This window comes from Streptomyces sp. NPDC045778 (genome assembly GCF_056431945.1).
Genome location: NZ_JBWKJZ010000007.1, coordinates 239,711 through 262,836, shown reverse-complemented (window position 1 = coordinate 262,836; position 23,126 = coordinate 239,711). Strand labels below are relative to the sequence as shown.

Sequence of the window (23,126 nt, the reverse complement as noted above, 5' to 3'; positions counted from 1 at the left end):
GCCGGACGGCGACGAGGAGCGGGGAGACGTGATGGCCAGTCACACACGGCGGAGGATCCTCCAGGGCGCGGCGCTCGCGGCGGCGGGCAGCGTGGTCGGCGGGTACGGGGGCGGCCACTACGCGGCGGCGGCGCCGGGCCGCGCGGCGGGTGGCGGTGAACTTCCCTTCCTGGAAGGCGCTTTCGCGCCGGTCGCCGAGGAGCTGACCGCTTTCGACCTGGAGGTGACCGGCCGGCTGCCACGCGACCTGGACGGCCGCTATCTGCGTACCGGCCCGAACGCGCTCGGCCTGGAGGACCCGCGGGCGCACCACTGGATGCTGGGCGACGGCATGGTGCACGGGGTGCGGCTGCGCGACGGACGGGCCGAGTGGTACCGCAACCGCTGGGTGCGCTCCTCCCGGGTGGCAAAGAAGCTGGGCGAGGCGTACCCGGGCCGGGTGCCGCCGGACGACTTCGCGTGCAACACGCACGTGATCCCGTACAAGGGGCGGATCCTGGCGCTCCAGGAAGGCGGACCGCTGCCGTACGAGCTGGACGGGGAACTGGGCACGGTGCGCCCTTACGACTTCCGCCGCACCCTGAAGGGCTCGTTCACCGCGCACACGAAGTACGACGCGGCGGCCGACGAGCTGCACGCGGTGACGTACTACCCGACCTGGGACCATGTGCGGCACCTTGTGGTCGACCGCACCGGGCGGGTGGCGCGGACCACCAGGATCCCGGTGGCGGACGCGCCGATGATGCACGACTTCGCGCTCACCCGCGGGTACGTGGTGATCGTGGACGTGCCGGTCACGTTCGACCCGGCGGCCGCCGAGGCGGGCGCGCTGGTGCCCTACGTCTGGAACGAGCGCCACCCGACGCGCGTGGGGGTCGTGCCGCGGGCAGGAGGCCCCGCCCGCTGGTTCGAGATCGACCCCGTCTACTACTCACACACCCTGAACGCCTACGACCAGGGCCATGAGGTGGTGGTGGAGTACACCTCCATGCCCGCCCCGTTCCACGCGGCCGGCCGGGGCAGCGGCGGGCCGACGGCGACCGGGTCACCGGCGCTGGACCGCTGGACGATCGACCTGCGCGCCGGCCGGGTCCGCGGCACCCGAGTCGACGACCTGCCGCAGGAGTTCCCCCGCGTGAACGAGTCCTTTGTCTCCCGCAGGCACCGCTTCGGGTACACGGCGAGCGCGGCGGAGATGTGGCGCGCGTACGAGACGGTCGACGGCGTGCCGCCGGCCGGGAAGTTCACCAACTGCCTCGTCAAACACGACATGCTGCGCGGCGGCAGGCAGGTGCACCGCTTCCCCGAGGGCGCGGCGGCGAGCGAGCCGGTGTTCGTGCCGCGCCGGGGCGCGCGGGACGAGGACGACGGTTATGTCCTGTCCTACGTGAACGACCCCGGCCGGGGCGCGACCGACCTGCTGGTCCTCTCCGCACAGGACTTCACGGGCCGCCCACTGGCCGGCGTCCATCTGCCCGGCCGGGTGCCGCTCGGCTTCCACGGCAGCTGGGTGGCGGACCAGTAGGCGCGTCCACCGACGCGCGCGGTGGTCAGACGGCAGGGCCGGGCCCGCACACTGAACGTCCCGATCTTGAGGCCGCCCCCGAGCAGGAGGAGTTCCGCTTCGCCGCCCGGCACGCACAACCCTGTGCTCGCCGCCGTCGTTGGGCGGCAGGAGGGACGGGCGGGCCCCGCGCCCGGCTGATTCCGTCCTCCGCCCCACCGTCCCCAGGGAGAACCGCGTGAACCGCCACGACATCCGCCTCTCCGGCACCTGGCGAGCCCCGCTCGCCCCGGACACCGTGTACGCGAAGCTCGCCGACGTGGAGTCCTACGCCACGTGGTGGCCCGCCTTCCACTCCGTGCGGCGGACCGGGGAGCGGGAGTGCGAGGTCGTGATCAGGTCGGTGCTCCCGTACGCGCTCAGGGCGAGCCTGACCGCGGTGGTGGAGGACCCGGTCGAGCGGGTCCTGGAGGCGGCGCTCGACGGGGACATCTCGGGCAGCGTCCGCTGGACCGTGGCCTCCGACGGGCACGACGGCTGCGTCGCCTCGCTCACCCAGTACGTCACCGTCCGCAAGGCCGCGCTCCGGCGCTGGATGCCGATGGCACGCCCGGTCTTCCGCGTCAACCACGCGCTGGCCCTGCGGGGCGGCCGGCGGGCCCTCATGGCGCAGGCCCGCCAAGGGCGTTAGGGCCCGCGCCGCCGGTCAGGCCGCCGGAGACCGGGGCGGCGCCCAGGTCCGCGTCGCCATCGGCGTGGCGCAGGACCCAGTCGTCGAGGTCGCGCGCGGCCTCCAGCGGCGCCCGCAGTACATGGGCACACCACCAGCGGCACGGTGCCTCCGGCACGCCCGCGCGGAACCGCGCCTCGGCGGGTGCGAACCGCTCGCTCGCGGTGTGCGCCGGTAGGTCGAGCACCTCGCCGACGCGTTGCCAGGAGGCGCCACCGAGGCGTTCGTACACCACGGCCGCCGCGAGCAACCGGCGCGCGGACGCGAGCACCTGGGCGGCGTCGGCCAGCGCGGCGCCCGGCGATCGGGGCGTGCCGCCGGGGCCCACCTCGTGCCGGCCGACCGGCACGGCGGTGCGCGCCCGTTCGGAGAGTTCGTACGCCTCGTACGCGAGGAACAGCCGGGCACGCGCCGCGTCCGGGAACGGGTCCGACGGCGGTGGGGCGGCTGCGGGGCCTCCGGACATGTCGGGCACCTCGGTCAGCCCCAGCTGCGGACGAAGTACAGGACGGTCATGGTGACGGCGGTGGTGAGGATGACGCCCCGCAGCACCCGCGCGGACAGGCGGCGGGCGAAGTGGGCACCGGTGAAGCCGCCCGTCACCGCGCCGGTGAGCATGGCGGCGAGGAGCCAGGGGGTGTCCAGGGCGTCCGACGCGAGGAGGAAGAGGACGGCCGCGGTGAGGTAGATGGCCGCGATCTGGACGGTCCGCATGGGGTTGCTGACCGCGGTGTCGAGGCCGAGGCCCACGCTCCACAGGGCCATCATCATGATGCCTACGGCTCCGCCGAAGTATCCGCCGTAGAGGGCGAGCAGGAACTGACCGCCGAGCACGGCCGTGGAGCCGATGCCGAAGGGGCGTCCGGTGGCATCGCTGAGGGCCCGCGCCCAGCGGCGCCCGAAGGCCAGGACGACGGTGGCGAAGGCGAGCAGCCACGGCACGGCCGCGTCGAAGGAGGCCGCGGGCAGGGTCAGGAGCAGTCCCGCGCCGAGGCCGCCGCCGACCGCGCTGACCGAGGTGAGCGCGGTCGTGGACGTCTCCCCCACCGGCGTGACGTCGCGGCGGTACACCCAGGCGCTGGCCATGGTGCCGGGCAGGAGGGCGACGGTCGACGACGCGTTCGCCGTCACGGGCGGCACGCCGACCGCGACGAGCGCGGGCAGCGCCACGAAGGTGCCACCGCCGCCGAGCGCGTTCAGCGTGCCGGCGACGACACCGGCGACGAGGGCCAACAGGATCTCGGACACCCGCCGAGCATCACGCGGTGAGGGGCGGGCCCACAATGCGCAATCGACACACTGTGCCTCAGCCTGTGCCATAGGCTCACGGGGGTGCGCTACGACTTGGACGACCTCCGGCTCTTCCTGCACATCGTGGCGGAGGGGTCGATCACGGCGGGCGCGCGCCGGATGCATCTGAGCCTGCCGTCGGCCAGCGCCCGGGTGCGCTCCCTTGAGCGGCACGCGGGCGTCGCGCTGCTGATCCGGGGGCGGCGAGGGGTGCGGCCGACACCGGCGGGCACCGCCCTCGCCCGTCACGCCCGGGACGTGCTCACGCACACGGCACGCCTGGAGAGCGCCGTCGCCAGCTACACCCGCTCCCCCGCCGCGCCCCTGACGCTGCTCAGCGGCGGATCCGCGATGCACGGCCTCGTGCCCCGGGCGCTGGTGTCGTTCCTGCGTGAACACCCGGACACCGATGTCACGGTGACGGAGAGCCGGACCCCGCGGACCGTGCGGATGCTCGCCGACGGCGAGGCCGACCTCGGGGTCGTCGTCGACGACGAGGCCCGGGACAGCGGGCTCGACCTGGAGCCCCTCGGCGACGACTCCCTGGTGGTGATCGGCCAGGCGGGCGGCATCCTCGCCGGGCGCACCGCGCTGTCGTACAGCGAGGTCGCCGAGCATCCGCTCGTGGGGCTCGACGCCGAGTCCTCGCTGCGCCGCTGGATCGAGGAGCACCTCGGCCCGCACGCCCCGGTGGTGCGCTACCGCACGAGCGTCGCGGGGCTGAGCACCCTCGTCTCGCTCGTGGCCGCCGGGGTCGGGCTCGCCGTCGTACCCCGCCGCGCCCTCGATCCGCGGCGGCCGCTCGACGTGTGCGCGCTCCAGGACCCCTGGGCACGGCGGCGGCTCCTGCTGGCCTGGGGCGTCGGGGAGCGGGCCGCGGCTCCGGCGACCGTGGCCCTCGCCGGGCACCTGCGGCGGGCGGCTTAGGGACCGGCGAACGGGGCCCGTGGCGCGGAGGGGTCGGCTCAATCTGCCCGGAACCGGCACCTCCAGGCAATACCCGAGCCTAAGTCTATGACCTTTCCCATACCGCGCGTTTGCGGCCGGGCAGGACAGCCGCAGCCATATTGACAGACCCTCAAGGACTGATCGATCATCCCGTTGACGGCTCCCCACCTGTCCGGAGGTATACAGGCCGCACAGCAGGTCAGACGGCACGTCGGGCCGGCTCGGCAACGAATTCGCGTACGATCAGCGCCCCTTGGCCCCAAAGGCTCGACGCATTCTGGATCCGATTGCAAATTCGGAACTGTCGGAATACTCGGCCGACCTCGCTGAGTGATAGCTCCGCGCCTTTCCGTCACCATTTCCCGTACCGCCGTGAACACGCCACCCGCAGAGTGGAAGAGTCAGCCTTGTCCGCGAACAGCGACGTCCCCCTTTCCGTCACCCTCCCGACCGCGGACCGCGCCGCCCCCCTGGTGGCGTCCTCCGCACAGCAACGGCTGTGGTTCCTGTCGCAAATGCCGGGCGCGAGCGAAGCGCACCACCTGCCCACGGCGGTGGAGCTGCGGGGTGCCCTGGACCGGGCGGCGCTGAGCCGGGCCCTGGACGCGCTCGTCGCGCGCCACGAGGTGCTGCGCACGCGCCTCGTGTCCGTCGCGGGCGCGGCCGTCCAGGAGATCGACCCGCCCGGCACGGGCCTGCGCCTGACGACCGAGGACCTGACCGGCCACCCGGACGCCGAGGCCGAACTCGCGCGCACGCGGCGGGAGGAGGCCACCGCCCCGTTCGACCTGGCGCGCGGCCCCCTGATCCGCGGCCGCCTCCTGACGCTCGGCGCCGACCGGCACGTCCTGTTGCTCACGGCGCACCAGCTCGTGTGCGACGGCTGGTCCCTGGGCGTCCTGATCCAGGAGGCCGGCGCGCTGTACGCGGCCTTCCGCGCGGGCGCCCCGGACCCGCTGCCGCCGCTGCCCGCGCAGTACGCCGACTACGCCGCCTGGCAGCAGGAGTGGCTGGCCGACGCCTCGCCCGACGGGGCCGCGGCCCGGCAGGGCGCCTACTGGCGGCAGGCCCTCGCGGACGCCCCCGCACTCCTGGAGCTGCCGACCGACCGGCCGCGCCCCGCCGAGCGGGACCACCGCGGCGGGGAGCTGCGGCTCGCCTTCGACGAGGAGCTGACGGCCGCGCTCAAGGACCTCGGCCGGCGCGGCGACGCGACGCTGTCCATGACGGTCCTGGCCGCGTGGGCGCTGGTGCTCGCGCGCGCCGCGGGCCAGTCCGACGTGGTGATCGGCATGCCCACCGCAAACCGCGGCGGCGGCGAACTCGAAGGGCTCGTCGGCTCCTTCGCCAACGCCGTGGCGCTGCGGATCGAGGTGTCCGACGACCTGACGGTGGCCGGGTTCCTCGACCGCGTCCGTACGGCAACGTTGTCAGCACTGCGCCACCAGGACCTGCCCTTCGAGCAGGTCGTCGAGCTGGTCAAGCCGGCCCGCAGCCTGGCGCACACGCCGTTGTTCCAGGTGATGTTCGCCTGGCGGGACGGCGAGGCGGGCGCCTGGGCGCTGCCGGGCCTGGAGGCGACGCCGCTCACGACGCCGTGCCCGGTCGCCGAGTTCGACCTGACCCTGACCCTGGCGGAGGAGGACGGCCGGCTCACGGGCACGCTCGGCTACGCCACCGCCCTCTTCGACGCCGGGACGGCCGAGCGGTACGGCCGTCAGCTGCGGCACGTCCTGGAGCAGCTGGCCGCGGGCCCCGACACGCCCGTCGCCGAGCTGACCGTGCTCGACGAGCACGCCCGCCGCCAGGTGATCGTGGACTTCAACGACACCGCCGCCCCGGGCTCGCCCGCCGGCCTGGTGGAGCGCTTCGAGGCCCAGGTGCGGGAGCGGCCCGGCCAGACCGCCGTGGTGCACGCGGGCGAGACGCTGGACTACGCCACCCTGGAGCGGCGCGCCAACCGGCTCGCCCACGCCCTGATCGCGCGAGGCATCGGCACCGACCGCGTGGTCGGCCTGCACACGCACCTCTCGGTGGACCTGCTCGTGGGCATCCTGGGCGTCCTGAAGGCGGGCGGCGCGTATCTGCCGCTCGACCCGGCGCTGCCCGCGGAGCGGCTCACCGGCATGGCGGCGGACGCCGGCGCCATGCTGGTGCTGAGCAACGACGCCGCGCCGCCGGGCGAGGCCTGGCTGCCGCTGACCGCCGTCGAGGCCGAGGGGCTCAGGGACGACGCGCCCGGCCGCGGCTTCCGCCCGGACGACCTGGCGTACGTGATCTACACCTCCGGTTCCACCGGCCGCCCCAAGGGCGTGGCCGCGACGCACCGGGGCATCCTCAACCTCCTGGACTACTGGCTGACGCGGTTCGACGCGGCGCCGGGCCAGGCGTCGGCGATGTGGCCGAGCTTCGCCTTCGACGCCTCGGTGCAGGAGCTGCTGCTTCCGCTCACCTCGGGCGGCGTGCTCCAGCTGGTGCCCAAGGACGTCCGCGACGACCCCGAGGCCCTCGTGGGCTGGATGCGGGAGCACCGCATCGTGGAGGCGCTGCTTCCGCCCGCCTACGTGAAGTGGATCTGCGAGGCCCCCGAGGAGCGCCTCGCGGGCCTGTCCCTGCGCTATATCCACACCGGTCTGGAGCCGCTGCCCGAGGACAGCCTGCACCGCATGACCCAGGTGCTTCCTGGTCTGCACATCCTCAACGGCTACGGCCCCACCGAGACCGCCCTGTACTGCACCGCGTACCTCACGCCGCGGCCCCTGGAGCGGCAGGCGCCGATCGGGCCGCCGGTGGCCAACACCCGTACGTACGTGCTCGACGAGCGGCTCAGGCCGGTCCCGGTCGGCGTGGTGGGCGAGCTGTACATCGCCGGGGCGGGCATGGCGCGCGGCTATCTGGGCCGTCCCGACCTGACCGCCGAGCGGTTCGTGGCCGACCCGTTCGTGCCCGGCGCGCGGATGTACCGCAGCGGCGACCTGGCCCGCTGGCTGCCCGAGGGCGACCTGGTGTACGCGGGCCGCCGCGACCACCAGATCAAGCTGCGCGGCTTCCGCATCGAGCTGGGCGAGATCGAGGCCACGCTGCTCGACCAGCCCGGCGTGTCCGAGGCCGCCGTCATCGCCGACCGCGACGGGGCGGGCGAGCCGCAGCTGGTGGCCGCCGTGGGCGTGGGCGACGCCGCGCCGCGCCCGGCCGCCGAGTGGCGCGCGGCCCTGGCGCGGCGCCTGCCGGCCCATATGATCCCGGGCGTCTTCGTCGAGGTGCCGCGCCTGCCGCAGACCCGCAACGGCAAGCTCGACCGCGCCGCGCTCCTGGAGCGGGCGCGCGCCGACCGGCCCGCCCAGGTCAACCAGGCGAGCCCGCGCGACCACATAGAGCTGACCCTCTATCAGATATGGCGGCGCCTGCTGCTCCAGCCCGACATCGGCATCCGCGACAGCTTCTTCGACATCGGCGGCACCTCGATCTCCGCCATCAAGCTCGTGCACGCCGTCCGCGAGGCCTTCGGCGAGACCCTGTCGGTCCGCGAGGTCATGCTGCACCCGACCATCGAGGAGATGGGCGGACGCCTTCGCCGGGGCGCGTCGGGAGCGCCGCCGAGCAACCTCCTGCGGTTCCGCGCGGGCGACGGCGACGCGCACGTCGTCTGCGTCCACCCGGCGGGCGGCACCGCCTTCTGCTACCTCTCGCTGGCCAAGGCGCTGCCGGAGCACGTCGGCGTCCACGGCGTCCAGTCCCCGGGCGTGAACCCCGGCGAGGACTTCCTGCCCACGGTCGAGGCCATGGCCGAGGCCTATCTGAAGCTCATCGAGCCACTGTCCGGCGGGCCGCTGGTCCTCACCGGCCTGTCCTACGGCGGTCTCGTCGTCCACGAGATGGGCCGCCGCCTCGCCGCCGCGGGCCACGAGGACGTCAGCGTGGTGCTGCTCGACGCCCAGGGCGCGGGCAACGAGGAGCAGCGCGCCAACATCGTCACCGTGGACATGGCCGAATTCCGGGAAAAACTGGTGAAGTTCAACGGCATGTACCCGGGCATCGACGACCGGCAGATCGAGCAGTACTTCCACATCTACAACCACAACCGCACCACCGCGGTCGCCTACGACCCGCGGCCGACCGCGGCCCGCACCGTCTTCCTCCAGGCGATCGAGGGCGCGTCGGACGACTTCCTCGCGGGCGTACGGGACTTCTGGCGGGACCGCGCCGACGGCGACTTCGAGGTGGAGTCGATCGCCTGCGACCACTGGGGCATGCTGGAGTCCGCCGAGATCCTCAAGGTCGCCGCGCGGATCGAGTCGGAACTGGCCCGCTTCGCCGGGGCCGGTCAGCCGCGGTCCGCCCAGTCCGCTCCGGCGCGGGAGGCGGAATGACCACCATCGCACCGGTGCCGTCCCCGGCCCCGACGCTCGCCCGGTCGGTGCTCGACCGGGCCCGCCGCCACCCCGACGCCGTCGCGGTCGTCGAAGGGGAGCGGTCCCACACCTACGGCGGGCTCGACACGGCGAGCGCCGCCGTCGCCGCCGCCCTGCGCCACCACGGCGTGCGCCCGGGCCAGGCCGTCGCCATCTGCCTGCCGCGCTCCTGGGAGCTGGTCTGCGCCATGCTCGGCGCGCTGCGCGCGGGCGCGGTCGTCGTACCGCTGGACGCCCAGAGCCCGGCCGACCGGCGCGCCCACATCCTGACCGACTCGGGATGCGTGGCGGTGATCCACGGTGCCGCGGCACCCGACGCGCTGCCCGACGGCGTGCGGCCGCTGCCGGTCGCCGCGCTGCTCGACGGCGGCCACGGCGCGTCGCACGGGCTCGCGCCCGCCGCGCCGGTGTCGTTCGTCTTCTACACCTCCGGCACCACCGGGCAGCCCAAGGGCGTCGAGGTGCGGGACGCGGGCATCCTGCGCCTCGCCCGCCCCGGCTACGTCGAGACGCGCGAGGGCCACGGCTTCGCCTGCATGTCCAACCCCGCCTTCGACGCGATCAGCTTCGAGGTGTGGGTGCCGCTGCTCACCGGCGGCCGCTGCGTGATCATCGGCGACGCGACGGTCCAGGACCCCGAGGCTCTCGCTGCCGCCCTGGAGCGGCAGCGCGTCGACATCGTGTTCATCACGGTGGCGCTGTTCAACGCCGTCGTGGACAAGGTGCCGCACTGCTTCTCCTCCGTCGGCCAGGTCCTCACCGGCGGCGAGCAGCTCAACGCCCGGCTCATCCGCCGCTGGTACCGCGACAACGCCGGCAGCGGCACGCGCCTGCACAACGTGTACGGCCCCACCGAGGCCACCACGTTCGCGCTGTGCCACCCCATTCCGCGTGACTTCGACGGCGACGTGGTGCCGATCGGGCGCGCCCTGCCGGGCACCGGGACGCTGCTCGTGGCGGCCGACGGCAGTCGCGCGGCCGCGCCCGGCGAGGTGGCCGAGCTGTATCTGGCGGGCGAGGCGCTCGCCGCGGGCTACCGCAACCTTCCCGAGGAGACCGCGCGCCGCTTCGTCACGCTGCCCTGGCACGGGGACGGCTCCACGCGCCACTACCGCACCGGCGACCTGGTGCGGCTGGACGCCGAAGGCCACATCGCGTACGTGGAGCGCGCCGACCGCCAGGTCAAGGTCCGCGGCTTCCGGGTCGAACCGGGCGAGCTGGAGCGGCAGATCGTGGCGCACCCCGCGGTGCGCCAGGCCTATGTGTGCACCCGCCGCGACGCGAGCGGCGTCAACGAACTGCTCGCCTACCTGGTCCTCGGCGCCGACCTCTCGTACGACGCCTTCGAGGCGCACCTGGCGGCGAGCCTGCCCGCGTACATGCGGCCGCACCGCGCCTATCTGGTCGACGCGCTGCCGCTGAACGCGAACGGCAAGGTGGACAAGGAGGCGCTGCTGCGGCGCGCCGACGAGCCCTGGCGGCGTGCGAACGCGCCCGGCGCGGCCGAGGACGTCACCCCCCACCAGCGCGAGGTGCTCGACCTGGCGGGCGAGGTCCTCGGCCTGACCGGCCTGCGCCTCGCCGATCGCTGGATCGCGTGCGGCGGCGACTCCCTGAAGGCGCTGCGGCTGCGCTTCGAGGCGCGCCGCCGCTGGGGCTGCGAGCTGCCCCAGGCCGTGGTCCTGCACGGGGACTTCGCCGAGCTGGCCGCCGCCGTCGAGGCGGGCGCGGACACGGACGGCACCGGCGGCTCGCCCTACCCGGCGGCGCCCGCCCCGGCCGGCGCGCGCTCCGCCCCCGCGACCTCCGAGCAGCAGCGCCTCTGGCTGCTGCACCAGCGCGACCCCGCGTCCCTCGCGTACCACGTCCCGATGGTCTTCCGCGTGGACGGCGAGGTCGACACCGACGCGCTGCGGCGCGCGCTGCGGCGTCTCGTCGAGCGCCATCCGGCGCTGCGCACCGCCTTCGAGGCCACGCCCGACGGGGTGCGGCAGGTGGTGGCCGAGCCGTACGACCCGTGGACGGAGCCCGACCAGGAGGCGCTGAGCGACGAGGACGGCCGCCGCGCCTTCACCGAGCGGTTCCTCGCCGCCCCCTTCGACCTGGCGCTGCCCCAGCTCTTCCGGGCCTGCTGGCTGCCCCGGCCCGGCGGTGGCGAACTGCTGCTCCTCCTGCACCACATCGCGGTCGACGGCTGGTCCCTCAACGTGCTCTTCCGCGAGCTGTCGGCCGACTACGCGCACCCCGGTGAAGGACCGGCGCGGGAGACCCGGCCCGCGCCGACCCCGCTCGACTACGCCACCTGGCAGAGCGAGTGGTTCTCCCGCCCCGCATACCGGGCGCAGCGCGAGGAACTGCGCGCACACTACGACGACTTCGCCGAGTTCGCCGACGGCTCGCCCGGCGACGCGGCCCTGGAACCGGTCCGCGGCGAGGGCCGCGCGGGGCTGCTGCACACCACGCTCGACGCGGACCGGCGTGCCGCGCTCGACCGGCTCTGCGCCGACCTCGGCCTCACCCGCTTCCAGCTCCTGCTCGGCGTGTACGCCTGGGGCCTGTACGGGGTGACGGGCCGCGCCCGGCCCCGGATCGCGGGGCCCGTGGCCAACCGGCCGGTGCAGGACTTCGAGGCCAGCGTCGGCATGTTCGCCAACACCGTCCTGCTGCCCCTCGACCTGGCGCCCGGCGAACGGCTCCGCACGCAGTTGGAGCGGCACGGCGCCGCCGCGCGCGCCGTCCTCGACCGGCAGGACGTGGCCCTCGCCGACGCCCTGGCGGACCGGGGCGCGGGGGGCGCGGGCGACGCGCCGTTCGACTTCCTTTTCGTCCTGGAGAACACCGACTTCGATGCGTTCGCGCTGCCCGGCTGCGCGACCCGCCCCGCGTGGCCGGTCCCTCAGCGGGCGAAGTGCCCGCTGACCCTGTCGGTCGTCGAGCGCGGCACCGGCTTCGACTGCCTGTGGGAGTACGACACCGCGCACTTCGACTCCGCCCAGGTGGCGGCCCTCGACGAGCTGTTCCGGCGCGCCCTGGACCACCTGGCCGACGGGGCCGGCACCACCCTGGCCGAGCTGGTCGCGCCCTACCGCCGCGCCCTGCCCGACCTCGGCCGCTCCACCGCGGAGCCGCTGCCCTTCACCACCGTCACCGAGGGCTTCGCCCGGCAGGCGCGGCGCACGCCCGACGCCCCCGCGCTCGCCGCCGAGGGCCGCACCGTGACGTACGCCGAACTCGACGCGTACGCCGCGGCCCTCGCGGCCGAGCTGCACGAGCGGCACCCGGTGCCGGCGGGCAGCCCGTGCCATGTCGCGCTGTACTTCCAGCCGTCCGTCGAGCACGTGGTGGCGCTCCTCGCGCTCGCCCGGCTCAACCTGACCGCCGTACCGCTCGACCCGACGTACCCGCCCGGGCTGCTGCGGCAGATCCTGGACCAGGTGGAGCCGCTGTGCGTGCTCGTCACGCCCGGCGACGAGGCGGCCGTCGCCGCGATCGCCCCGGAGGGCCTGCCGCGCCACCCGGTCACCCTGGCCGCCGCCCCCGCGCACGTGGAACCGCAGCTTCCGCCGCACGACGGCGTGCGACCGCTCTACACGCTGTTCACCTCCGGCTCCACCGGCACCCCCAAGGGCGTCCAGGTGCCCGAGCTGACGATGTGCAATCTGCTCCAGTGGCAGCGCACGTCCGGCGGCCTCGGGGCGCCCGCCGCCACCCAGCAGTTCTCCATGCTGTCGTTCGACGTCTCCTTCCAGGAGATCTACAGCACGCTGTGCGGCGGCGGCACGCTGCACCTCGTGCGGCCCGCCTGGCGCCAGGACGCGCCCGCGCTCCTCGAACAGCTCGAATCCGCCGGCATCGAGCGGCTCTTCCTGCCGTACGTGGCGCTCCAGGTCCTGGCCGAGCACGGGGTCCGGCTCGGCCGTTACCCCGCGCGCCTGCGCGAGGTGATCACCGCCGGCGAGCAGCTGCTGTGCACCGACGCGATCCGTGCCTGGCTCGCCGGGCTCCCGGGGGCGCGCCTGTTCAACCACTACGGGCCGAGCGAGACGCACGTGGTGAGCGCCCTGTGCCTGGAGGGCGACCCGGCCGGCTGGCCGGAGCGCCCCGCGATCGGCGTACCCGTGGCGGGCGCCTGGCTGCGGGTGGTCGACGAGGCCGGCGAGCCGGTGCCGCCGGGCTGCCCCGGGCGGCTGCTCGTCGGCGGGCCGATGGTGTCCCCCTGCTACCTCAACGCCCCGGCCCTGAACGCCGAGCGCTTCGTCGACCTGCCCGGTCTCGGCACCTTCTACCGCACCGGCGACGTGGCCCGCTTCGACCACGACGGCCTCCTGCACTACCTGGGCCGCGACGACCAGCAGATCAAGCTGAGCGGCCACCGGCTCGAACTGGGCCAGGTCGAGGCGGCGCTCCTGAGCCACCCCGACGTCGCCAATGCCGTGGTGACGCGGGACGGCGACGGCCGCCTCGTGGCGTGCCTGGAGTGCCCCGGGCACACCCCGGCGCCGGAGGACCTGACGCGCCATCTGGCGCCGCTGCTCCCGGCGTACGTACGGATCGACCGGTTCCGGCGGCTCACGCGCCTGCCGCTCACGCCCAGCGGCAAGCTGGACCGCCGCGCGGTGCTGACCGCGCCCGGTGACGAGCTGCGGCCGCGGGGCGGGGCCGCGCCGGTCCTGTCGGCGCGCGAGGCGCGGCTGACAGAGGTGCTCGAATCGGTGCTCGGCCGTCCCGTCGGGCCCGAGCAGCGCTTCTTCGACGCGGGCGCGACGAGCCTGGACCTGATGCGCTTCCATCTGCGCTGCGGTGCGGAGCCCGGCCTCGACTTCACCATTCCCGACCTGTTCGAGCACGTCACGATCCGCGGCCTGGCCCGGTTCCTGGACCAGGGGGCGGCCGGCGCCGAGGCGAGCACCGCGCCCGCGCGCGGGGAGTCCGGGACCGAGGGCCTGGCCGACGAGCCGATCGCGGTGGTCGGCATGGCCGTGCGGCTGCCCGGCGCCGACGACCTGGCCGCTTTCTGGGACCTGGTGCGGTCCGGGGGCCGTGGCATGGAGCACTTCGACGCCGCCGAAGGCCTGGTCGGCGCCCGCAGCCAGATGTCCGGTCTCCTCGGCTTCGACCCGGAGCACTTCGGCATCAGCCGCCAGGAGGCGCGGCTGATGGACCCGCAGCAGCGCCATCTCCTGATGAGCTGTGTGCAGGCCCTGGCGCACGCCGGGATCGCGGACCCCGCGGAGCGGCGCGTCGGCATCGTCGCCGGGTGCGGCGAGAACACGTACTACCAGTCCCTGGTGCGCGAGGCCGATCCCGAGCGGCTGCCCGACAGCTTCCAGATGGCCCTCCACCAGGAGAAGGACTTCCTCACCACCAAGGTCGCCTACCACCTCGACCTGACGGGTCCTGCCTTCACCGTCCAGGCGGCGTGCGCGAGTTCGCTGGTGGCCGTGCACGTGGCGGCCGGGCTGCTGCGCCAGGGCGACGCCGACGTGATGCTGGCGGGCGGCGTGCTCGTCGACACGCTCCTGACCGACGGCTACCGCTACCGCCCGCAGCACATCTTCTCCAAGGACGGCCACTGCCGGCCGTTCAGCGACGACGCCAGCGGCACCATCGGCGCCAGCGGCGTCGGCGTGGTCGTGCTCAAGCCGCTGCGGCTCGCGCGCCGCGACGGCGACACCGTGTACGCGGTGATCACCGGTTCGGGCCTCAACAACGACGGTTCGGGCAAGCTGAGTTACAGCGCCCCGTCGCTGCCGGGCCAGCGCGAGGTGATCCGCGCCGCGCTGCGCCGCAGCGGCCGCACCAGCGCCGACCTCGGCTACGTGGAGGCGCATGGCACCGGCACCCAGCTCGGCGACCCGGTCGAGGTCGGCGCGCTGCGGCAGGCCTTCGACCTGGACGGCTCCGACCGGTGCGCGCTGACGTCGGTGAAGAGCCAGATCGGCCATCTGGGCGCCGCCGCGGGCGTGGTGGGCCTGGTGCGGGCCGCGCTCGCGGTGCACCACGGCGTGATCCCGCCCAACGTCGACTTCCACCAGCTCAACCCGAAGCTCGGCCCGGACATCGCGCCCTTCTACGTGCCGACGCGGGCGCTCCCCTGGCCCGAAGGCCGGCCCCGGGTCGCGGCCGTCAGCAGCTTCGGCATCGGCGGCACGAACGCGCACCTGCTGCTCGAAGCATCCGAGGCGCGGGGCGCCACCGCCGAACACCCCGCCGCCGCCTGCCTGTTGCTCTCCAGCAGCAGCGCGGAGGGCCTGCGCGCCGAGGCCGCGCGCATCGCCTCCTACTTGGAGGCGCGGCCCGAGGCGTACGGCCAGGTGCTGTGCCACCTCCAGGCGGGGCGCGCGCCGCGCCGCTGGCGGGCCGCGGCCGTGCCCGCCGACGCCGCCGCCGCGGTCGCGTGGCTGCGCACGGTGTCCGGCACCGAGGTGACCCCGGACGACGAGCCGTGCCCCGCGGAGGGCCGCACGGCCGACGACCTTGCCGAGGCCTGGCTGGCCGGCCGGACCGTGCGGTGGCCGCAGGGCCCGGCCCAGGCGCCGTGGGACTTCCCGCCGCCGGTCTTCCGCCTCACGACGTACGACTTCGAGCGCGCGGCACAGCCACGGACGGCGACCGCTGGGCCGGGCACGGCAGTCCCGGCGCCGCAGCGGCTGCCCGAGGACGACTGGCTGCACCAGCCGCACTGGGTGCGCCTCGCCCGCGCCGCCCGCACCCAGGGCCCCGCCGCGCCCCGCCTGCTCGTCGTCATGACGGCCGGGCCGCTGCCGGCCGAGGCGCTGCGCGCCTTCGACGCGGCGTACGAGCGGGTGGTGCGGGTCGAAGCGGCCGGTGCCTTCGCCCGCGTGGCCGACGACGTGTACGCGGTGGACCCGGCCGACGCGGACTCGCTGCGGGAGCTGTTCGACGCCCTGGGCGACGCGGCCGGGGCCGGGGTCGACTGGCTGCACGCGCTGCCGCTCACCGTCGAGGGGCCGGTCGGCGAGGCGAGCCTGGAGCGCGCCCGGTGGGCCTGTCTGGACACCCCTGCCGCGCTCGTCCAGGCGGCCGGTGACCTCAGGCTGCGCCCTTGGTGGCTGTCGTACGGCGCCCAGCCCGTCGTGGGCGCCGTGGACCGGCCCGAGCTTGGGCTCCTCGCGGGCGCCGGTGAGGTCGTGCCGCAGGAGTCCGGCGTCGACGGCCGCTGGCTCGACCTGCCCGGCGCCACGCCCGCCGACTGGGCCGTCGCCGTGGCGGGCCTGCTCTCCGGGGCGGACGCCGCGGCCGAGCTGCCCCGGCGGCTCGCGCTGCGGCAGGGCTACTGGTGGCGCCAGGCCCTGCTCCCGGTGCCCGCGCCCGCGCTCGCGGCGCCCTCCGCGCTGTCCGTGACGCCGGGCGGCACCTATGTCGTCCTGGGTGGCACGGGCGGCATCGGCTGCGCCCTCGCGGCCTGGCTCCTCACCCAGGCCGACTGCCGGGTGGTGCTGCTGTCGCGCAGCGGGCGGCTCCCGGCCGACCTGGCGCAGTGGGCCGAGCGCGTGGAGCTGGTCACGGCGGACCTGGCCGCGGACGCGGCCGACGACGTCCTGGCCCGGATCGAGCGGCACATCGGCCGGGTCGACGGCGTGGTGCACGCCGCCGGCGCGGCGGGCGGCGGCCTGATCGCCCGGCGCGACGGCGAGGCGATGCGGTGGGTGACGGCGGCCAAGCTGGGCGGCGCGCTGCTCGTGGAGCGCCTGATCGAGCGTCACCGGCCGGACTTCGCCGTGTACTGCTCGTCCATGGCGGCGCTCTTCGGCGGCATCGGCCAGTTCGACTACGCCGCCTCCGCGGGGCTCCTGGACGGCTTCGCCCGGTACCGGTCCCACGCGGACGAGGACACGCTGCGGATCGGCGTCGACTGGGACATCTGGAGCGAGGTCGGCATGGCGCGCGACGCGCTGCGCTCGGACGCCCGTCACCAGGCCCACCTCGCCTTCGGCCTGGCGGTCAAGGAGGGGCAGCGGCTCTTCGCACGGGCGCTGCGCCTCCAGCTGCCGCAGCTCCTGGTGTCCACGACGGACATCGAGCGGGTGCGTGACTTCTACGCGCCCCCGGCCGACGCGGCTCCCCCCGCGCGGCAGGACGAGGCGGTGGACGCCGGGCCCCTGGCCCCGGACCCCGGTGAACTCGCCGGGTGGCTCCGGGACGCCCTCGGCCTCGACGACCTCGACCCGGACGCCTCGCTGTACGACCACGGCGCCGACTCGCTGACGCTGATCGACCTGATCGCCGAGGTGGAGGACCGCTTCGGCGTCGGCATCGAGCTGTCCCGGCTCAGCCACCGGGTGAGCCTCAACGAGGTGCTCACGCACCTCGGCGAGGTCGCGCCCGCCGCCGCGGAGCCGGTCACCTTGGAGGTCTGGCAGGAGGGCACCGGGGACGAGGTGGTGTGCCTGGTGCACCCGGTCGGCGGTGACATCCAGGCCTACCGCGCCCTGGTGTCGGCCCTCGACCCCCGTCTCACCGTCTGTCTGATCGCCGATCCCGCGCTGCGCGCGGCCGAACCGCCCGTGTGGTCCCTCGCCGAGCGGGCCCGCCAGTACCACGCGGCGCTCCAGGCGCGCTTCCCGCACGGCTCGTGGCGGTGGCGGCTCGCGGGCTGGTCCTTCGGCGCCTGGGTGGCGCAGGCCATGGCCGCCGAGGCGGAGGCGGCCGGGCGCCCGGCCGACGCGCTCTATCTGCTCGACCCGCCGCCGCCGGACGCCGGGCCGCACTTCCGGGCGTACGACGACACCCGCCTGGAGGCGGTCTTCGCCCACGAGCTGCACCAGGGCGGCGCGGGGGCGAGCGCCGGGGCGACGGCGTACGCGGAGCGTCTGGCGCGTTGCTGCCGGGCCAACATCGCGGCCCTGGCGGAGCACGAGCCGCCCGGCCTCGCGGCCACGCCCACCTGGCTCTGGCTCGCGACGCGGCCGGTGGCGGGGCTGCCCGCGCTCGGCGCGCCCGGGCGTCAACGGCGGCTGTGGCAGGAGCGGTTGCCCCTCCAGGAGTGCCACCCGCTCGACACCACGCACTACGACATCGTCCGGGCGCCCGCGGTGCGGGCGGTGGCCGACACCGTCAACGCCCTGTCGACGCCGGTCCCCGGGGCCGGCTGACACCGCCCGACGCACCTTCGAAGGACCCTCATGAACCCCTATCAATCGCTGCCGCCGCGCTCCTTCTGGCGCACCGCCGTGGCCGAGCCGGACCCGCGCGACATCACCGACCTGTGGACGCCCAAGTTCGCCCTGGGGCAGGACGACGTGATCCTCACCGCCGGGTCGTGCTTCGCCCGGCACATCGGCCGCGCCCTGCTGGAGCGCGGCATGAACTGGCGCGACGCCGAACCGGCCCCGCCGGGCCTGACCCCGGCCGAGCGCGAGGCCCGCCACTACGGCGCGTTCTCGTTCCGCACCGGCAACATCTACACCGCGGCCACGCTGCGGCAGTGGCTGTCGTGGGCGTTCGGCGAGAGCGCCCCGCCGCGGGAGGTGTGGCAGGAGGAGGGCCGCTTCTTCGACCCGTTCCGGCCGTCCGTCGAGCCGGAGGGGTACGCCTCACCCGAGGAGCTGGCCGGGGCGCGCGAGCACACCCTGGCGGCGATCCGGGGCGCGGTCGCCGAGGCGAGCTGCCTCGTCTTCACGCTCGGCCTGACGGAGGCCTGGCTGGACCGCGCCGACGGCACGGTCCACCCGGTCTGCCCGGGCACCGTGCGCGGCACCTACGACGCCGAGCGGCACGCGTTCCACAACTTCACCTTCGCCGAGGTGCACCGGGACCTGTCCGCCGCCGTCGAGCTGGCCCGGTCGTTCAACCCGGGCTTGCGGGTACTCCTCACCGTCTCCCCGGTCCCGCTGACGGCGACCGCGACGGGCGGCCACGCGCTGACCGCCACCACGTACTCCAAGTCCGTCCTGCGCGCGGTGGCCGGACAGCTCGCGCAAGAGCTGGACCACGTCGACTACTTCCCGTCGTACGAGATCGTCACCGGCGCCCCCTTCAGGGCGGGGTTCTTCGAGCCGAACCTGCGCACGGTCACGCCGGAGGGCATCGACTTCGTCATGGGCCGGTTCTTCGACGGCCTCACCCGGGCCCCGCGGCCGGCCGCCGAGCAGCGGCCGCCCGCCGCCCGCCCCACCACCCCGACCGCCGGAGAGGACTTCTGGTGCGATGACGCCGTACTCGACTACTACAACTCCCACTGAGACCGCCACGGGCCGGTTCCTGCTGCTCGGCGACTCGCACGCGGGGGTGATCGGCCGGGCGGCCAAGGCGGCGGGGATCGCTTTCAGCGGCGGGCCCGTGGGCTCGGGGCGCGAGTTCAACGCGGGCTTCTTCGACCTGCGCGGCAACGACGTCGTCTTCCGCAAGCCCGAGACCGACACGCTCTACCGGGGCTTCCTCGACGAGCTGGGCGCCGAGGGGCTCGACGCCGTCACCGTGCCGCTGGTGTGCACGTTCGGCTTCAGCGCGCACTTCGTCGCGACCACCGCGAACTGGGACGTCTACCGCGTGGGCGACGGCTTCGTGCCGGGCTTCCTGGAGAGCCGCCTCTTCGACGACCTCGTCCGCGCCACGGTCCGCGACGCCCTCGCCTTCTACGAGCACGCCCGCGGCCTGGGCCTGCGCGTGGTCTCCGTGATGCCGCCGCAACGGGTGCCCGGCATGTCCGACCCGGTGGTCTTCATGGCGGCCCAGGACGTCATGCGCCGCGCGCTCCTGGAACTCGGCGTCGAGGTCGTGGACCTGCGCGCCCGCGTCACGGACGGGGCGGGCGTCCAGCGCCCGGAGTTCAGCGAGGCCACCGACGCGATCCACGGCAGTCTCGCCTTCGGCCGCCTGATCCTGGCCGAACTGCTCGCCCTAGGCCTCTGACCGGCCCCACCCCACGGCCGCGGGGCCGCACCGCGCGGTCCGACACCACCGGCCCCACCCCTTCATCCGATCCGTAGGAGGACACGACCATGGAACAGTTCGCGCTCGACGCCATCAAGGCCATCACCACCCGGCCGCCCGAGGTCTACGACCACATCGCCGTCGACGCGCTGACCCCGGTGATCGGCGCCGAGGTGTCCGGACTCGACCTGTCCAAGGAGCTGACGGACGAGCAGGTCGCCGAGGTCAAGCGGGCGTTCCTGCGCCACCACGTCCTCGTCTTCCGCGACCAGGAGATCACCGGCGAGGACCACAAGCGGGTCGCCCGCTACTTCGGCGAGCTGCACCCGGTGGCACTCGCCCCCGAGGGCTCCGACCCGCACATCCTGGAGATCAGCGCCGACGCGGAGTCGCGGAACGTCGCGGGGCACGGCTGGCACGCCGACGGCACCGCCGACCTCAAGCCGTCGCTCGGCTCGATGCTGTACGTCACGCGCACCCCGGAGGTGGGCAGCGGCGGCGACACCATGTTCGCCAACATGCACCTCGCGTACGAGATGCTGTCGCCCGCGATGAAGGCGCTCCTGGACCCGATGACGGCCGTCCACAACGGCCTGCTCGCCTGGGAGGGCGCCACGCCGCCGCCCGAGTACGACGTGCCGGTGAACGTGCACCCGGTGGTGGCACGCCACCCCGACACGGGCCGCAAGCTGCTCTACATCAACGGCATCTACGTCTCGCACATCGAGCAGCTCTCCAAGGGCGAGAGCCGCGCGATCATCGACATGCTCGTCAAGCAGATCACCAACACCGCGCTGCTGAGCTGCCGCGTCCGCTGGACCCCGAACACGCTGGTGTTCTGGGACAACCGCTGCGTGCAGCACCACGCGATCTGGGACTACTTCCCGCACTCGCGCTACGCCCAGCGCGTCGCCATCAAGGGCCACCGCCCCACGGCCTGACGCGCGGAGAAGGAGCCGAGAAGGAGGGGGCGGCAGGCCGCGGTGGCCTGCCGCCCCCTCCTTCTCGGGCTCTCCGCTGATCGTCCGTCCGTACGCGGGCTCAGCCGGCGGCGCGGTCCAGGGCCTCGGCCAGGCCGTCCGCGAGCCGCGCGCACGCGGCCCGGTACCGCTCGTCGCGTCCGGCGCGCTCCTCGCGCTCGGCGTCGGCGAGCGCGTAGGCGTGGACGTAGGCGAAGGGATATGCCTGAGCGAACGCCCGCGCGTCGGCCTCGGCGAAGGCCGCCGCAAGCGCCCGCGTGTGCGCCAGGGCGTTGGCGTCGGCGTAGGAGCGGGCGTTGGCGTCGGTGTTGAGCTTCGCGTACATGGCGGCGAACTCGGCGGCCTTCTCCTCGCCGTAGTCGTTGTCCATCGCGTACTCGCGCGCGCTGACGGAGGCCGTGGCGTAGGCGTCGGCGTACGCGTAGGCGTAGCCGTAGACCTGGGTCAGGGCGGGGCCGAGCGCGTCGGTCCACTCCGCCTCCGTCACCCGCTCCCCCGCCAGGGCGCGCTCGTGCAGGCGCTGTACGGCGTCCAGGGCCGCGCTGTCGCCACCGCGCCGGGCGGCGACGGCCGTGAGCAGCGGCGCCACGGTGCGGGCGTGCCAGCCGTGGACGACCTCGAACGGCACGCCTCCGTCGAGGCGGCCCACGGCGGTGTGCACGCGCGCCGCCCAGGCCCGCGCCGCCTGCTCGTCCTGGCCCTGGAACAGAGCCGCGGCCAGCTGGGCCAGCCACGACGGCAGCTCGGGCCCGTGCTCGTGCTCGTGCGGGGCCGGGTCTTCCGGGCCGGCCGGGCCTGCCGCGAGCCGGGCGACGAACCGGTCGAACGCCTCGGTCGTCTCCGCCGCCTCCGCCGGTCCCGGGGTGCTCTCCGCCGGTTCCGGGGCGCCCGGTGTGCGACTCATCTGCCTGTCTCCTGTTTCATCCGTTCCCACGGCACGATCATCGGCCGTCCGTACACCTTCTCATGCGTCCCGCAGACGAGGAGAGAACGGTCCCACGCCACCGAAATTCCTTGCGTTCTATTCCCGTTAGCGCATTCCGCTTTCCTGCTGCCTGTGCTGTGCACGTGACGTCGGCGGACACGGTACTTACGCTGCTGGAATGCGCTCCGGCGGTACGCGGCCGTGATCTCGGCCGGGAGTACTTGAGGCTCCTTTTCGGGCAGCTATAAGGTGTCGGTTTTTATTTCGTAGGCGCAGGGGAAGCTGACATCATCGTATTCCGCTTCTGTTTCTCCGGCTTATTCCTCGAAAGCCGAGGGCGGGGACGGCGGGCAAGCCTCCAGGGTCAGGTGCCCGGCTCCGCCGCCAGTTGCTCCAGTGTGCTGGTGAAGCCCTTCCACGCGGACTCGGTGTCCTCCGTGTGCTGATGATCGCCGCGGAACCAGTCCACGAACTCCGCCACGTCGAGGAGGCTCCACCGCAGCCGGTAGAGCGCGAGGGCGTCCGGGTCCGGGGTGCGTCCGGTCAGCCGGGTGTAGCGGGCGAGGGCCGCGGGGTCGGCCGAGATCAGGGAGAGGTCGCGCTCGGGCAGGGCGAGGCATACCGTGTCCCAGTCCACCAGGGAATAGCCCTCCTCACCCAGGATGAGGTTGCCCGGATGCGGCTCGCCATGGGTGACGACGAGCGGCGCGCCCCTGCCCCGCACCCGCTCGACGAGTGCCTCGAACGCGGCGACGCGGGCGCCGAGCACCTCCTTGTGCTCGCGCAGCAGCCGCCGCGCGGGCTCCGCGAACGGGCCGCCCGTCCAGGGGCCGTCCGACTCGGCGAGGGCAGCGCGCACGCCGTGCAGCCCGGCCGGCTCCGTGCCGGTGGGCGGGGTGGTCTCCGGCGGCGTCCTGCCGTGCAGCTCCGCGAGCAGCTCTAGCACCTGGTCCCGCTCGGCCTGCGACAGGCGCTGCCCGAACTCCCCCGCCCGGCCCGGGACATGCGGGAACACCGTGAGCGCGTACCGCCCGTCCAGGGGCAGGACCGCACCGCCGTCGGCGGCGGCCAGCGGGGCCACGACGAACCGCAGCCCTTCGCGGTCGCGCAGGGCCAGCGCCGTGTCCATGGCCTGCCGGAGCCCTTTGAGCGCGGCCACTGCCCCCTGCCCGCAGTGCTCCTTGTGCTCCAGGTCCGAGACGGTGGCGAACCATGGCCGGCCGTCGTCGTCGGTCACCGTCCAGTGATAGTCACCGAAGCCCACCGGGGCGTAGGTGACACTCGCAGGAGACACGCCGAATCCCCTCAACGCTTCCCACAGGCGCGTTTCACTGAACTGTTCAGGGGGATTCCGCATCGCTCCACGCTAACAACTCCGGGGCGCCGCCGTCGGTCTGTACTTCTGCCTGCCCTTCGGTTGGGGTCGCGCCGGGACCCCGCG

12 protein-coding genes are annotated in these 23,126 nt (G+C 74.5%); 8 read left to right on the top strand and 4 right to left on the bottom strand.

Annotated elements, in window-relative coordinates; translation table 11 throughout:
• The first annotated feature begins 31 nt into the window (after positions 1-31).
• Entirely contained in the window at positions 32-1,525 is a 1,494-nt protein-coding gene (locus AC07GB_RS12075) for a carotenoid oxygenase family protein (RefSeq protein WP_478844190.1), read from the top strand.
• Positions 1,526-1,742: 217 nt separating this feature from the next.
• Entirely contained in the window at positions 1,743-2,195 is a 453-nt protein-coding gene (locus AC07GB_RS12070; RefSeq protein ID WP_478844189.1) for an SRPBCC family protein, read from the top strand.
• Here the strand turns inward: AC07GB_RS12070 and AC07GB_RS12065 are convergent.
• Both AC07GB_RS12065 and AC07GB_RS12060 read right to left on the bottom strand, forming a co-directional pair.
• On the bottom strand, positions 2,167-2,700 hold the full coding sequence (locus AC07GB_RS12065; protein ID WP_478844188.1) for a hypothetical protein: 534 nt from the start codon (positions 2,698-2,700) through the stop codon (positions 2,167-2,169). The genes AC07GB_RS12070 and AC07GB_RS12065 overlap by 29 nt on opposite strands.
• Before the next feature lie 14 nt (positions 2,701-2,714).
• Complete coding sequence (locus AC07GB_RS12060) at positions 2,715-3,482, bottom strand: sulfite exporter TauE/SafE family protein (protein ID WP_478844187.1); 768 nt, start codon at positions 3,480-3,482, stop codon at positions 2,715-2,717.
• Positions 3,483-3,566: 84 nt separating this feature from the next.
• Between AC07GB_RS12060 and AC07GB_RS12055 the strand changes: the two genes are divergently transcribed.
• The 6 genes from AC07GB_RS12055 to AC07GB_RS12030 all read left to right on the top strand — a co-directional run bounded on the left by AC07GB_RS12055 (position 3,567) and on the right by AC07GB_RS12030 (position 20,721).
• On the top strand, positions 3,567-4,451 hold the full coding sequence (locus AC07GB_RS12055; protein WP_478844186.1) for a LysR family transcriptional regulator: 885 nt from the start codon (positions 3,567-3,569) through the stop codon (positions 4,449-4,451).
• A 428-nt stretch (positions 4,452-4,879) separates the two neighbouring features.
• Positions 4,880-8,842, top strand: coding sequence for a non-ribosomal peptide synthetase (locus tag AC07GB_RS12050; RefSeq protein WP_478844185.1), 3,963 nt, complete (start codon positions 4,880-4,882; stop codon positions 8,840-8,842).
• Entirely contained in the window at positions 8,839-18,000 is a 9,162-nt protein-coding gene (locus AC07GB_RS12045; protein ID WP_478844184.1) for an amino acid adenylation domain-containing protein, read from the top strand. Before AC07GB_RS12050 ends, AC07GB_RS12045 begins: the two co-directional genes overlap by 4 nt.
• Before the next feature lie 30 nt (positions 18,001-18,030).
• Positions 18,031-19,089, top strand: a complete 1,059-nt coding sequence (locus tag AC07GB_RS12040; RefSeq protein ID WP_478844182.1) for a GSCFA domain-containing protein — start codon at positions 18,031-18,033, stop codon at positions 19,087-19,089.
• Positions 19,055-19,759 carry a hypothetical protein gene (locus AC07GB_RS12035; RefSeq protein ID WP_478844180.1) on the top strand — a complete coding sequence of 235 codons (705 nt, stop codon included), beginning with the start codon at positions 19,055-19,057 and terminating at the stop codon, positions 19,757-19,759. Before AC07GB_RS12040 ends, AC07GB_RS12035 begins: the two co-directional genes overlap by 35 nt.
• A gap of 89 nt (positions 19,760-19,848) precedes the next feature.
• The gene (locus AC07GB_RS12030; protein WP_478844178.1) at positions 19,849-20,721 is read left to right on the top strand and encodes a TauD/TfdA dioxygenase family protein; all 873 of its coding nucleotides are present in this window, start codon (positions 19,849-19,851) and stop codon (positions 20,719-20,721) included.
• A gap of 100 nt (positions 20,722-20,821) precedes the next feature.
• Here AC07GB_RS12030 and AC07GB_RS12025 read toward each other — a convergent pair whose 3' ends face one another.
• Positions 20,822-21,664: a SpcZ gene (locus AC07GB_RS12025; protein WP_478844176.1), complete on the bottom strand. Its 843-nt coding sequence runs from the start codon at positions 21,662-21,664 to the stop codon at positions 20,822-20,824.
• Positions 21,665-22,049: 385 nt separating this feature from the next.
• Entirely contained in the window at positions 22,050-22,979 is a 930-nt protein-coding gene (locus AC07GB_RS12020; protein WP_478844174.1) for a phosphotransferase, read from the bottom strand.
• Positions 22,980-23,126 lie beyond the last annotated feature (147 nt).